This window comes from Pseudomonas graminis (assembly GCF_001705435.1).
GTDB classification, from domain to species: Bacteria; Pseudomonadota; Gammaproteobacteria; order Pseudomonadales; family Pseudomonadaceae; genus Aquipseudomonas; species Aquipseudomonas graminis_B.
In genome coordinates, this window is the sequence record NZ_MDEN01000049.1 from 80,933 (window position 1) to 93,376 (window position 12,444).

A 12,444-nucleotide genomic window follows, 5' to 3' on the forward strand; every position below is an offset into this window, starting at 1 on the left:
CACCGCTGCAAAAATACGACCGCTTCGGCGGTCGTTTGCGTTTCCGGGTCGGGCCCTCCGGCTTTTCGCGTGCGTGCGGGTTCACCAGTGGGCGCTGCCGATGGCGTCTTTTTTTTCGATCCGTATAATGGCCGCCCTTGCGCACATCGACAGGCTTTAAGCTCTTGGCAACTACAGACACCGAGGCAGAAACAGCGGCAGCCGAACTGGCGGCCGAAGGTTTTTCCAGAATCGCCCTGGGCGTGGAATACAAGGGCTCGCGCTACAGCGGCTGGCAGCGCCAGTTGACCGGTGTGCTGACCGTCCAGGAAACGCTGGAAAACGCCCTGTCGAAAGTTGCGGATTCGCCGGTGTCGCTGATGTGCGCAGGGCGCACCGATGCCGGTGTGCACGCGTGCGGTCAGGTGGTGCACTTCGATACCCAGGCCGAGCGCAGCATGAAAGCCTGGACCATGGGCGCCAATATCAATCTGCCCCATGACATCAGTGTGACTTGGGCCAAGGTCATGCCCGCGCATTTTCACGCGCGCTTCAAGGCCATCGCCAGACGTTATCGCTATGTGATCTACAACGATCAGATCCGTCCGGCGCACCTGGGCCAGGAAATCACCTGGAACCATCGCCCGCTGGATGCCGAACGCATGGCGCTGGCGGCCGAGTATCTGGTCGGCACCCACGATTTCAGCGCGTTCCGTGCCGGTCAATGCCAGGCCAAATCGCCGATCAAGCAGCTTCATCATTTGCGCGTCACCCGCCACGGCAAGATGATCGTCATTGATGTCCGCGCCAATGCCTTTCTGCATCACATGGTGCGCAACATTGCCGGTGTGCTGATGACCATCGGGGCAGGGGAGCGGCCAATCGAGTGGGCGAGGGAGGTGCTGGAAAGTCGGGTTCGACGCACCGGCGGTGTGACGGCTCATCCTTTCGGCCTGTATCTGGTTCAGGTGGAATACCGCGACGAGTTCCCGTTACCGGATCGCTACATCGGCCCGCATTTTCTCACCGGCTTCACGGAACTGGACGGCTGACGCGGGTGACTGCATTTGCTACCATCCGTGACTTTCGCAAGGCTTGAGGTCTCCACTACATGTCAGCCGTTCGCAGCAAGATCTGCGGGATTACCTGCATAGAAGATGCGTTGGCCGCCGTTGACGCGGGAGCCGATGCCATCGGGCTGGTGTTTTACCCCCCAAGTCCGCGCTTCGTGACGGTTGAACAGGCCCAGGCAATCGTTGCCGCGCTGCCGCCGTTCGTCAGCACTGTCGGCCTGTTCGTGAATGCAGAGCGCGCTGACTTGAAAGCACTGCTCGATGTCGTTCCCCTCGACCTCATTCAGTTTCACGGCGATGAAACCCCGGAGCAGTGCGAAGGCTATAGCCGCCCGTACATCAAAGCGCTGCGTGTCCAGGCCGGCGACGACATCGCGGCCACTTGCGATGCTTACGCCAACGCTTGCGGCATCCTCCTCGACACCTATGTCGCCGGCATTCCGGGCGGGACGGGGGAAACCTTCGACTGGGCGCTGATTCCAAAACATTTGAGCAAGCCGGTGATCCTCGCCGGCGGGCTGACCTCGGCCAACGTTTCCCAGGCCATTGCGCAGGTGCATCCCTACGCCGTGGACGTGAGTGGCGGGGTGGAGAAATCCAAAGGCCTGAAGGATCACGCCAAGATCCGTGCGTTCATGAGTGCAGTACACGGCGCCTAGGTCGTTTGCCCGGCAACATCGGCTGGGATGTGACGGCGGACCAACGGTCGCCGTCCACTAGCCTGCCATCCGCTGATGCGCGTGGCCGAATTGATTGAGCGAAGACGTCTTGCGTCTCGTGATGGAAGTTGAGAGGGGTGTTTGCGAGTGTTGTCTCGGCAGGTCAGGCTTCGCGCCGATCGTTGTACGGCATTTCGCAGCACCTTACATGACATTGGTTTAAGGGCATGCGCATGGCACCTATTGCCATCGCGTTCGAGCCATCGGTACTGGAGAAAGAAAGCATGAGCAACTGGTTGGTAGACAAACTGATCCCTTCGATCATGCGTTCCGAGGTCAAGAAGAGCTCGGTGCCCGAAGGTCTGTGGCACAAGTGCCCGTCCTGCGAAGCGGTGCTGTATCGCCCGGAGCTGGAAAAGACCCTGGACGTCTGCCCGAAGTGCAACCACCACATGCGCATCGGCGCCCGCGCCCGTCTGAATATCTTCCTGGACGCCGAAGGCCGTCAGGAGATCGGCGTTGATCTGGAGCCGGTGGACCGTCTGAAATTCCGCGACGGCAAGAAGTACAAGGATCGCCTCGTCGCGGCACAGAAGCAGACCGGTGAAAAGGACGCGCTGATTTCCATGAGCGGCACCCTGTTGGGCATGCCGGTGGTGTGCAGCGCATTCGAGTTCTCCTTCATGGGCGGCTCGATGGGTGCGGTGGTGGGTGAGCGCTTCGTGCAAGCTGCCAACTACGCGCTGGAAAACCGCTGCCCGATGATCTGCTTCGCCGCATCCGGCGGTGCGCGCATGCAGGAAGCCTTGATCTCGCTGATGCAGATGGCCAAGACCTCGGCCGTGCTGGCGCGTCTTCGTGAAGAGGGCCTGCCGTTTATCTCCGTGCTGACCGACCCGGTCTACGGCGGTGTTTCTGCCAGCCTAGCGATGCTGGGCGACATCATTGTCGCCGAGCCAAAGGCCCTAATCGGCTTCGCCGGCCCTCGCGTCATTGAGCAGACCGTGCGCGAGAAGCTGCCGGAAGGTTTCCAGCGCAGCGAATTCCTGCTCGACCACGGCGCGATCGACATGATCATTCACCGTCAGGAACTGCGTCAGCGTCTCGGTAACGTATTGGCCCAGATGATGGGGCTGCCGACGCCGAAATTCGTGGCGCCGACAGTTGAGCCGATCGTTGTACCGCCTGTTCCGGCGAACCTATGACCGCACGCTCGTTGAGCGACTGGCTCAGCTATCTGGAACACCTGCACCCATCGGCCATCGATATGGGATTGGAGCGTTCGCAGCAGGTGGCAGCTCAGATGGGCCTGACCCGGCCGGCGCCCAGAGTGATCACGGTCACCGGCACCAACGGCAAAGGCTCGACCTGCGCATTCGTTGCTTCCTTGTTGCAGGCCCATGGCCTGAAAGTCGGCGTTTACAGCTCGCCGCACCTGCTGCGCTACAACGAGCGTGTGCAGGTGCAGGGCGTCGAAGCCACCGACGCCGCGCTGTGCGCGGCGTTCGAGGTGGTCGAGCGCGGCCGCGGCGACATTTCCCTGACCTATTTCGAAATGGGCACGCTGGCAGCCTTCTGGCTGTTCGAGCAGGCCGGGCTGGATGCGGTCGTGCTGGAAGTCGGTCTCGGCGGGCGGCTTGATACGGTCAATCTGATCGACGCCGACATGGCGCTGGTCACCAGCATTGGCGTTGACCACGCGGAATTCCTCGGCAATACCCGTGAGACCGTGGCATTCGAGAAGGCCGGGATATTCCGTGAGGGACGGCCTGCACTGTGTGGCGATCTTGATCCGCCGCAGCCGTTGCTCGACAAAGCGCAGGCACTGCATTGCCCGCTGTCGCTGCGCGGTCGCGATTTCAATCTGCAGATCAACGCGACGGGGTGGGACTGGTCGGGCACTGATGCACAGGGCCGCACAATCGAACTGCATTCGCTGCCGTTACTCGACCTCCCCATGCAGAACGCCGCGCTGGCGCTGCAGGCCTACCTGCTGCTGGATTTGCCGTGGGATGAGTCGACCCTTCGCGATGCGCTCGTCAATACGCGCGTCACCGGTCGCCTTGACCGTCGCAGCATCGACTGGCAGGGGAAATCCCTAAGCCTGCTGCTGGACGTGGGCCACAACCCCCATGCAGCAACGTTTCTCGCCCAGCGCCTGAATCAGCGACCGGTGGCGGGCAAGCGTCTGGCGGTGTTCGGTTTGCTCAGTGACAAGGACCTGCCGGGCGTTCTGGCGGAACTGAGCGAGACGTTCAGCAGTTGGGCCCTCGCACCGCTGCCAACGCCGCGCAGCCGTCCGGCGCAAGAGATCGAACAGGCGTTGCAGAACCTTGGCGCTCGCGTGACGTCTCACCCGAGTATCGCGCTGGCACTTGAAGCTCAGTGCGCCCACGCGACAGCCGACGACGAGATTGTTCTGTTCGGGTCTTTTTACTGCGTAGCCGAAGCCCTGGAATGGCTTGCTGGCGCGTCACGGAGGAAGTGACACATGGCTTTGCTGGATAAAGCGTACAAACAGCGGATGGTTGGGGCATTGGTGCTGATTGCCATCGCGGTGATTTTTCTGCCGATGCTGTTTTCGCGTCAGGACGAAGCCCGCCGTGTTCAGGTCGATGCGCCTGCCGCGCCGCAAGCGCCGGCCACCTCGCAGATCAAGGTCGAACCCGTCAGCGTGCCTGAACAGCAGCCATTGCCGCAGGAGCCGGTGCCAAGCGATGACGAGCTGACGCAGCCTGCTCAGTCCGCGCGTCCTGCCCAGCCCGTTCAGCAGCGCACCAGTCAACAGCCGCCGTCCATGCCCATTGCCCCTGCGCCTTCCAAGCCTGTGGCTGCTGCGCCGAAACCCGTTCAGACCGCGCCCGCGAAGCCTGCTCCGGCACCGACGCCGGCACCCGCTCAAGCGGCAGCGCCTGTCACACCGGCAGCCGAGACCAGCCGGGTCGATGCCAATGGTTTGTCGGTCACCTGGGCGGTACAGCTGGCGAGCCTTTCCAACCGCGCCAATGCCGACAATCTGCAGAAGACGTTGCGCACTCAGGGCTACAACGCCTACATCCGCACCTCCGATGGCGTGAACCGCGTCTTCGTCGGCCCGGTGATCGAACGCGTCGAAGCTGATCGTCTGCGTGACACGCTGGAAAAACAGCAGAAGATCAAAGGCATCGTTGTGCGTTTCCAGCCGGAGCGTAAGTAAGCGTCCCCGGCCGACGCTTTCCCTCAGTAGGACCGGCTTCAGCCGGGAAGGGGCCGGATCAGTCACTCTCCATCTCGCAGTGTGGCAACTGACGCCTTCCCGGCTAAAGCCGGTCCTACGAAATGTCCGCGGTGCCGTTGTAGGACCGGCTTCAGCCGGGAAGGAGCCGGGAAGGGGCACGATCTGACGCCATCGATTTCGGGTTTAACCCCGGCCGATCCCCAACAAAGTCCAATAGTTCGCCTTAAATGCCCTTCATCCGCAATCGCTGCTTACCGGCAGGCGAGTGCTCTGCTAAAATCCGCCGCCTTATCAGTCTGTAGGCTGCGACGTGTCATTTACTCCGGTTGACTGGGCGATCATTGCAATTGTCGCCATCTCCGCTTTGATCAGTCTCAAGCGCGGCTTCGTCAAAGAAGCATTGTCCTTGCTGACGTGGATCATCGCAGGTGCCGTCGCCTGGATGTTTGGCGGATCGCTGGCCCAGTATCTGGTCAACTACATCGAAGCACCTTCGGCGCGCGTGATTGCGGGCTGCACCATTCTTTTCGTCGCCACACTGCTGGTCGGCGCCATGGTCAACTTTTTGATTGGAGAACTGATTCGCGTCACCGGGCTGTCCGGGACCGATCGTTTTCTGGGCATGGTCTTCGGCGCGGCGCGCGGAGCCTTGCTGGTTGTCGTTGCGGTCGGGCTGTTGAGCCTGGGCCCGGTGCAACAGGATCAATGGTGGCAGCAGTCGAGGCTGCTCCCGCAATTTGTCATGGTCGCTGACTGGTCGAAAAACCTGATTCTCGGGATGTCCAGCAAGTGGCTAGCCAGCGGAGTCAGCGTACCTGTTGACATCCCGTTCAAGGATCACCTCCTGCCGCCTACAACGCCGCCGGAAGTGCTCGGTAAATCCAGTTCCACTAAGTAGGGGTTGTGTCGCATGTGTGGCATCGTCGGTATCGTCGGCAAGTCGAACGTCAATCAGGCGCTTTATGACGCGCTCACCGTCCTCCAGCACCGCGGCCAGGACGCTGCCGGTATCGTGACCAGCCATGACGGCCGGTTGTTTCTACGCAAGGACAACGGTCTGGTTCGTGACGTGTTCCACCAGCGCCATATGCAGCGCCTGGTCGGGCACATGGGCATTGGTCACGTACGTTACCCAACGGCGGGCAGCTCGACGTCGGCCGAAGCCCAGCCGTTCTACGTCAACTCGCCTTACGGCATCACCCTGGCGCATAACGGCAACCTGACCAACGTCGAGCAACTGGCCAAGGAGATTTACGAATCCGACCTGCGCCACGTCAACACCAATTCCGATTCCGAAGTGCTGCTCAACGTGTTCGCCCACGAGCTGGCCGTGCGCGGCAAGTTGCAACCGACCGAAGAAGACATCTTCGCGGCCGTCACTGACGTGCATAAGCGTTGCCGTGGCGGTTACGCGGTCGTGGCGATGATCACCGGTTACGGCATTGTCGGCTTCCGCGACCCGGATGCCATCCGCCCGATCGTCTTCGGTCAGCGTCACACCGACGAAGGCGTCGAGTACATGATCGCGTCCGAAAGCGTTTCCCTGGACGTGCTCGGCTTCACCCTGATTCGTGACCTCGCCCCGGGCGAAGCGGTGTACATCACCGAGGACGGCAAGCTGCACACCCGCCAGTGCGCCACCAACCCGAAATACGCCCCGTGCATTTTCGAGCACGTCTACCTGGCGCGTCCTGATTCAATCATCGACGGCATCTCGGTCTACAAGGCGCGTCTGCGCATGGGCGAGAAGCTGGCCGACAAGATCCTGCGCGAGCGTCCTGATCACGACATCGACGTGGTCATCCCGATTCCGGACACCAGCCGTACGGCGGCGCTGGAACTGGCGAACCACTTGGGCGTGAAATTCCGCGAAGGCTTCGTCAAGAACCGCTACATCGGCCGCACGTTCATCATGCCGGGCCAGGCCGCGCGGAAGAAATCCGTGCGCCAGAAGCTTAACGCGATCGAGCTGGAATTCCGTGGCAAGAACGTGATGCTGGTGGATGACTCCATCGTTCGCGGCACCACGTGCAAGCAGATCATCCAGATGGCCCGCGAAGCCGGCGCCAAGAACGTGTATTTCTGTTCCGCGGCCCCGGCTGTGCGCTTCCCCAACGTCTACGGCATCGACATGCCGAGTGCCCACGAGCTGATCGCTCACAACCGTTCCACCCAGGACGTGGCCGACCTCATCGGTGCCGACTGGCTGGTCTATCAGGACCTGAACGACCTGATCGAGGCGGTGAGTGGCAGCAAAAAGATCAAGATCGACAACTTCGACTGTTCGGTCTTCGACGGCAAGTACGTGACCGGTGACATCGACGAGCACTACCTGAACAAGATCGAGCAGGCGCGCAACGACGCCTCCAAGGTCAAGACTCAGGCGGTGAGCGCGATCATCGATCTGTACAATAATTAATCCAGACAAGGAGCAGGCGGCATGACTCAGGAATGGGATGCCGGTCGACTGGACAGCGATCTCGAGGGCGTCGGTTTCGACACCCTCGCGGTACGTGCCGGTCAGCACCGCACGCCGGAACGCGAGCACAGCGATCCACTGTTTTTCACGTCCAGCTACGTGTTCCGCACGGCAGCCGAGGCGGCCGCGACCTTCGCCGGTGAGATCCCCGGCAACGTCTATTCGCGCTACACCAACCCGACCGTGGCCTCGTTCGAAGAGCGCATGGCCGCGCTGGAAGGCGGCGAGCAGGCGGTGGCGACCTCCACGGGGATGTCCGCCATCCTCGCCACGGTGATGAGCTTCTGCAGCGCCGGCGACCACGTGCTGGTGTCGAAGAGCGTGTTCGGTTCGACCATCAGCCTGTTTGAAAAGTATTTCAAACGCTTCGGGGTGGAGGTCGATTACGTCCCCCTCGCCGAATTGTCCGGCTGGGACGCGGCGATCAAGCCGAACACCAAAATGCTGTTTGTCGAATCGCCTTCCAACCCGTTGGCGGAGCTGGTCGACATCAACGGGCTGGCGGAAATCGCCCACGCCAAGGGCACGCTGCTGGTGGTCGATAACTGCTTCTGCACTCCGGCCCTGCAGCAACCGCTGCGCATGGGGGCGGACGTGGTCGTGCACTCGGCGACCAAGTTCATCGACGGACAAGGCCGCGCCATGGGTGGCGTGGTGGTCGGTCGTAGCGAGCTGATGAAAGAAGTCGTCGGCTTCCTGCGCACTGCTGGCCCGAGCCTGAGCCCGTTCAACGCCTGGCTGTTCCTCAAGGGGCTCGAAACCCTGAAAATCCGCATGCGTGCCCATTGCCAGAGCGCTCTGGAACTGGCGCAGTGGCTTGAACAGCAGGAGGGCATCGAGAAGGTGCATTACTCCGGTCTCGAGAGTCACCCGCAACATGCATTGGCCAAGCGTCAACAGACGGCGTTCGGCGCGGTGGTGAGTTTTGAGGTGAAGGGTGGCAAGGACGGCGCATGGCGTTTCATTGATGCCACGCGATTGATCTCGATCACCGCGAACCTGGGCGATACCAAGACCACTATTACTCATCCGAGCACCACCTCCCACGGTCGGCTGTCTCCGCAAGAGCGTGAGGCGGCCGGCATTCGTGACAGTCTGATCCGCGTCGCGGTAGGGCTGGAGGACGTCGCAGACCTGCAAGCGGATCTCGCACGGGGTCTGGCTGCCTTGTAAGCAGGGTGTCCGAACACGAAAGCGAGCCCTGGGGCTCGCTTTTTTGTTTGCGATGTGCAGCTTCGTGCTTGCTGCGAAAAATGGCTCTTTTTAAAAAAACTTCAAGCAGGCTATTGACTTAGGTTCATCACCTGCGTAAATTTCGCGGCCTCAGCGAAGCAAGGGTGATTAGCTCAGCCGGGAGAGCATCTGCCTTACAAGCAGAGGGTCGGCGGTTCGATCCCGTCATCACCCACCATCGTTGAGTGTTTCACAGCAACACCAGACGCTGAAGGATACTGAGATTCAGCAGGACGAAAGTCCACGCAATGCGCAGCGGTAGTTCAGTCGGTTAGAATACCGGCCTGTCACGCCGGGGGTCGCGGGTTCGAGTCCCGTCCGCTGCGCCATATTTTCCGAATCGGGTCTTCCCGGTTCGAGATTGAAAGCCTAGGTTTTCATTCAGTGTTTTACGAAGCTGCCCTAAGGGTCGGTTTCAACAGCGTTAAGCAGATGAAAGTCTGTGCGACAAGCAGCGGTAGTTCAGTCGGTTAGAATACCGGCCTGTCACGCCGGGGGTCGCGGGTTCGAGTCCCGTCCGCTGCGCCATACATCGCTTCGAGGCCCTTGAACGCCTTGAAGCAACAGAGAAAGCGATCCCAGGATCGCTTTTTTTGTGCCTGCGATTTGGCGAACGCTTCGCCTGTCGCGCTGGATGCTGCAGAGCTCGGCGATAAATGCCATGATCGCCGGCTGTTAACGCGGCGCTGTGCGGTGCCTGATTTCGAATTTGGAGAGCTGGACCATGGGCATGAACCAAACCATCACTGTCATCCCGCCGGGCGTACCGCTGACGGGCCATGTGTCGCCGCCCGGCTCGAAGTCCATCACCAACCGCGCGCTGCTCCTGGCTGCCCTTGCCAAGGGCACCAGCCACTTGCGCGGCGCGCTGAAAAGCGACGACACCCGCCATATGTCCAACGCCCTGCGGCAAATGGGCGTGACCATCGAAGAGCCGGACGACACCAGCTTCGTCGTCACCAGCAGTGGGCAACTTGAAGTCCCCCAGGACGCGTTGTTCCTCGGCAATGCCGGCACGGCGGTGCGGTTCCTGACAGCGGCGGTCGGCACGGTGAATGGCAGCGTCACGCTGGACGGCGATCACTACATGCAGAAGCGCCCGATCGGCCCGTTGCTGGAGGCGCTACGCAAAGGCGGCCTGATCGCGGAAAGCGCCACCGGTTGCCCTCCGGTGGCGGTGCACGGGACGGGTTTGATCACCGCCAAACGCTTCGAAATCGACGGCGGCCTGTCCAGTCAGTACGTCTCCGCGCTGTTGATGGTGGCGGCCTGTGGCGATGCACCGATTGAAGTGGCGCTGACCGGCAAGGAAATCGGCGCGCGCGGTTACATCGACTTGACCATCGCCTGCATGCGCGCGTTCGGTGCCGAGGTTGAGGTGCTGGATGACGCGTTGTGGCGCGTTGCACCGACGGGTTACACCGCCTGCGATTATCAGATCGAGCCCGACGCCTCGGCCGCAACCTATTTGTGGGCTGCCGAGGCGCTGACCGGCGGCAAGATCGACCTGGGCGTGGCGGGGGAGGCGTTCACTCAGCCAGACGCCAAGGCCATGGAAGTGATCGCGCAGTTTCCGAAGATGCCTGCGGTCATAAACGGCTCACAGATGCAGGACGCGATTCCTACGCTGGCGGTGCTGGCGGCCTTCAACGAGACGCCTGTGCGCTTCGTTGACCTGGCCAACCTGCGGGTCAAGGAATGCGATCGCGTACAGGCGCTGCACGATGGCCTGAATCAGGTTCGGGCCGGGCTGGCCTCGGTAGAGGGCGACGATCTGTTGGTTGCCGCTGATCCGAGTCTGGCGGGCACCAGCAGTCACGCGCTGATCAATACCCATTCCGACCACCGCATTGCCATGTGTTTCGCGCTGGCCGGTCTGAAGGTGGCAGGGGTGCGGATTCAGGATCCGGAGTGCGTCGGCAAAACCTACCCCGGCTATTGGCGGGCGCTGGAGTTCCTCGGGGTGAAACTGGTGCACGGCGAGGTCTGAGGCGCAGGGCATGCCGGGCCTGCAGCCGTCGACTGATGGACGCCAGGCCCGGTGGGGCGACTTTTCCGACCCCGTTTCAGTCTGATCAGCGCAACCTGCGCTGCCCTGACAGGCCCACGCGTACAGGCCCCGTTCACGGTTGCCGTTTCGATGTATCCACACGGTTGCAAACTCTGCGTTGATCCCATGGCAGGCTTGTTGCAGACTTACCGGCGTTTTCTCCGGTCCACTTTCAGTCGACCAATTGCCCCAGGATGTTTGATGCCTAAATTACTGAGCTTTCGTACCGCATGCTGGGTCATCACCCTGCTGGCTGCCGCAGGCTGCTCGTCGAAGAAACCGACGGTCTATGAGCATGAGAATTTCGACGATGCCGGGACATTCTCCCGCAGCTACCCGGTCTCGGATGCCGCCACCTGCGAAGCGGCCCGAAGGGCGCTGCTGAGTCAGGGCTACATCATTACCAGCAGCGATCCCAAAGTGATCAGCGGCCATAAGAGCTTTCAGCAAACCGGCGAAACCCACATGGAGATCAGCTTCAACGTGGTGTGTGCGCCGGACGGCAGTGCTGATAAACGGACCACGATGTTCGCCAATGCGCTGCAGGATCGCTATGCGTTGAAGAAGGTCAATAACTCCGCCAGCCTGGGGGTCGGCGTGCTGGGCTCGGTCTCGATGCCGATTGGTTCGACCGACGACTCGATGGTCAAGGTCGCCAGTGAAACCGTGGCGTCGCCCAAGTTCTATGATCGCTTCTTCGCGCTGGTGGAAAATTTCCTGCCGCCTGAACTAAAGAAGGCTGCACACATTGAAGAGAAGCCTAAAACCGATCTGGGCATGCCTGAGCCGGTGCCAGGCAAGCCGGCGGCGTTGACGGAGCAAAAGCCGGCCGCTGCACCTGCTGCAGCGGCGCCTGCACCCACTACGCCCGTCGCACCAGCGCCACTCGCGACCCCTGCGACCCCACCTGCGGCCGCTGCCGAGCAGAGCAGCGAGCCGATGCCTGCGCCTGCCGAGGCGGAACCGTTGAAAACCGAAACAGCGGCGCCTGCCGAGGCCGCGCCTGCCACAACGCCTGCGCCGGCAACGACCACCGAGCCGAGCGCTGCGCCAGCGGTAGAATCAACGCCGGCGCAGTGAGTCATCTGCTAATTCCCAGCAGAGGTCCCGCGTGCTGACATCGCACGTGCAGCAAACGCAAAAGCTGTGGGAGTGACCGGGGTGGCGCTCCACCTTGCTCACGAAGAGGGCATTTCGGCCACTGGAGATTTAATGGCTGTACTCAACTCTTCGCGAGCAAGCACGCTCCCACAAGGGTGCACTGGGCCTGCAGATCTTCGGTGTCATTCGTAGCCGCATCACCCCAAAAACAGCTTGTAAGCCGGATTCCTGGTTTCGTCCCAGTACGGGTAACCGATCTCCGCCAGCGCCTGCGGCACCAGATGCCGCTCATCCTCCGGCACCACCAATCCCGCCACCACTCGGCCATCCGCCGCACCGTGGTTGCGGTAGTGGAACATCGAAATATTCCATTTCCCGCCCAGCTTGTTCAGGAAATTGAACAGCGCACCCGGCCGCTCGGGGAATTCAAAGCGCAGTACCACTTCATCGCTGACCCGCTCCGAATGCCCGCCGACCATGTGCCGCAGGTGCAGCTTGGCCAGTTCGTTGTCGGTCAGGTCCAGCACCGGGAAACCCTGTTCTGTCAGGCTCGCAATCAGGGCTTTGCGAGGGGCGGTGTCGGGGTGGGTCTGCACGCCGACGAAGATGTGCGCCTCGCGGTCGGTGTGGTAGCGGTAGTTGAATTCGGTGAT

9 protein-coding genes, 3 tRNA genes and 2 pseudogenes are annotated in these 12,444 nt (G+C 61.5%); 13 read left to right on the forward strand and 1 reads right to left on the reverse strand.

Annotation, left to right across the window (positions count from 1 at the left end):
• Positions 1-206 precede the first annotated feature (206 nt).
• The 13 genes and pseudogenes from truA to BBI10_RS02385 all read left to right on the forward strand — a co-directional run bounded on the left by truA (position 207) and on the right by BBI10_RS02385 (position 11,770).
• Positions 207-1,031 carry a tRNA pseudouridine(38-40) synthase TruA gene (truA, locus tag BBI10_RS02325; RefSeq protein WP_065986413.1) on the forward strand — a complete coding sequence of 275 codons (825 nt, stop codon included), beginning with the start codon at positions 207-209 and terminating at the stop codon, positions 1,029-1,031.
• A 59-nt stretch (positions 1,032-1,090) separates the two neighbouring features.
• Positions 1,091-1,711 (forward strand): phosphoribosylanthranilate isomerase, encoded by a 621-nt coding sequence (locus BBI10_RS02330; RefSeq protein ID WP_065986400.1) that lies wholly within the window; start codon positions 1,091-1,093, stop codon positions 1,709-1,711.
• A 284-nt stretch (positions 1,712-1,995) separates the two neighbouring features.
• Positions 1,996-2,916, forward strand: a complete 921-nt coding sequence (gene accD / locus BBI10_RS02335) for an acetyl-CoA carboxylase, carboxyltransferase subunit beta (RefSeq protein ID WP_065986414.1) — start codon at positions 1,996-1,998, stop codon at positions 2,914-2,916.
• Positions 2,913-4,219, forward strand: a pseudogene (gene folC / locus BBI10_RS02340) (bifunctional tetrahydrofolate synthase/dihydrofolate synthase). Before accD ends, folC begins: the two are co-directional and overlap by 4 nt.
• Positions 4,203-4,907 carry an SPOR domain-containing protein gene (locus tag BBI10_RS02345; protein WP_065986401.1) on the forward strand — a complete coding sequence of 235 codons (705 nt, stop codon included), beginning with the start codon at positions 4,203-4,205 and terminating at the stop codon, positions 4,905-4,907. Before folC ends, BBI10_RS02345 begins: the two are co-directional and overlap by 17 nt.
• Before the next feature lie 331 nt (positions 4,908-5,238).
• The gene (locus BBI10_RS02350) at positions 5,239-5,826 is read left to right on the forward strand and encodes a CvpA family protein (RefSeq protein ID WP_065986402.1); all 588 of its coding nucleotides are present in this window, start codon (positions 5,239-5,241) and stop codon (positions 5,824-5,826) included.
• A gap of 12 nt (positions 5,827-5,838) precedes the next feature.
• Positions 5,839-7,347: an amidophosphoribosyltransferase gene (gene purF, locus BBI10_RS02355; protein WP_065986403.1), complete on the forward strand. Its 1,509-nt coding sequence runs from the start codon at positions 5,839-5,841 to the stop codon at positions 7,345-7,347.
• 21 nt (positions 7,348-7,368) lie between these two features.
• On the forward strand, positions 7,369-8,580 hold the full coding sequence (locus BBI10_RS02360) for an O-succinylhomoserine sulfhydrylase (protein ID WP_065986404.1): 1,212 nt from the start codon (positions 7,369-7,371) through the stop codon (positions 8,578-8,580).
• Positions 8,581-8,742: 162 nt separating this feature from the next.
• A tRNA-Val gene (locus BBI10_RS02365) sits at positions 8,743-8,818 on the forward strand.
• Between the two features lie 74 nt (positions 8,819-8,892).
• Positions 8,893-8,969, forward strand: a tRNA-Asp gene (locus tag BBI10_RS02370).
• 122 nt (positions 8,970-9,091) lie between these two features.
• Positions 9,092-9,168 (forward strand) — tRNA-Asp (locus tag BBI10_RS02375).
• Positions 9,169-9,364: 196 nt separating this feature from the next.
• Positions 9,365-10,630: a 3-phosphoshikimate 1-carboxyvinyltransferase gene (locus BBI10_RS02380; RefSeq protein WP_065986405.1), complete on the forward strand. Its 1,266-nt coding sequence runs from the start codon at positions 9,365-9,367 to the stop codon at positions 10,628-10,630.
• Between the two features lie 261 nt (positions 10,631-10,891).
• Positions 10,892-11,770 (forward strand): DUF2242 domain-containing protein, encoded by an 879-nt coding sequence (locus BBI10_RS02385; RefSeq protein ID WP_065986406.1) that lies wholly within the window; start codon positions 10,892-10,894, stop codon positions 11,768-11,770.
• Positions 11,771-11,988: 218 nt separating this feature from the next.
• Here BBI10_RS02385 and BBI10_RS02390 read toward each other — a convergent pair.
• Positions 11,989-12,444: pseudogene (locus BBI10_RS02390) on the reverse strand (threonine ammonia-lyase, biosynthetic); the annotation flags it as partial.

What these genes read in the sequence shown, in the direction of transcription:
- BBI10_RS02330 (WP_065986400.1), top strand. Translation starts at nt 1,091, where the DNA reads ATGTCAGCCGTTCGCAGCAAGATCTGCGGGATTACCTGCATAGAAGAT.
- accD (WP_065986414.1), top strand. Translation starts at nt 1,996, where the DNA reads ATGAGCAACTGGTTGGTAGACAAACTGATCCCTTCGATCATGCGTTCC.
- BBI10_RS02345 (WP_065986401.1), top strand. Translation starts at nt 4,203, where the DNA reads ATGGCTTTGCTGGATAAAGCGTACAAACAGCGGATGGTTGGGGCATTG.
- purF (WP_065986403.1), top strand. Translation starts at nt 5,839, where the DNA reads ATGTGTGGCATCGTCGGTATCGTCGGCAAGTCGAACGTCAATCAGGCG.
- BBI10_RS02360 (WP_065986404.1), top strand. Translation starts at nt 7,369, where the DNA reads ATGACTCAGGAATGGGATGCCGGTCGACTGGACAGCGATCTCGAGGGC.
- BBI10_RS02380 (WP_065986405.1), top strand. Translation starts at nt 9,365, where the DNA reads ATGGGCATGAACCAAACCATCACTGTCATCCCGCCGGGCGTACCGCTG.
- BBI10_RS02385 (WP_065986406.1), top strand. Translation starts at nt 10,892, where the DNA reads ATGCCTAAATTACTGAGCTTTCGTACCGCATGCTGGGTCATCACCCTG.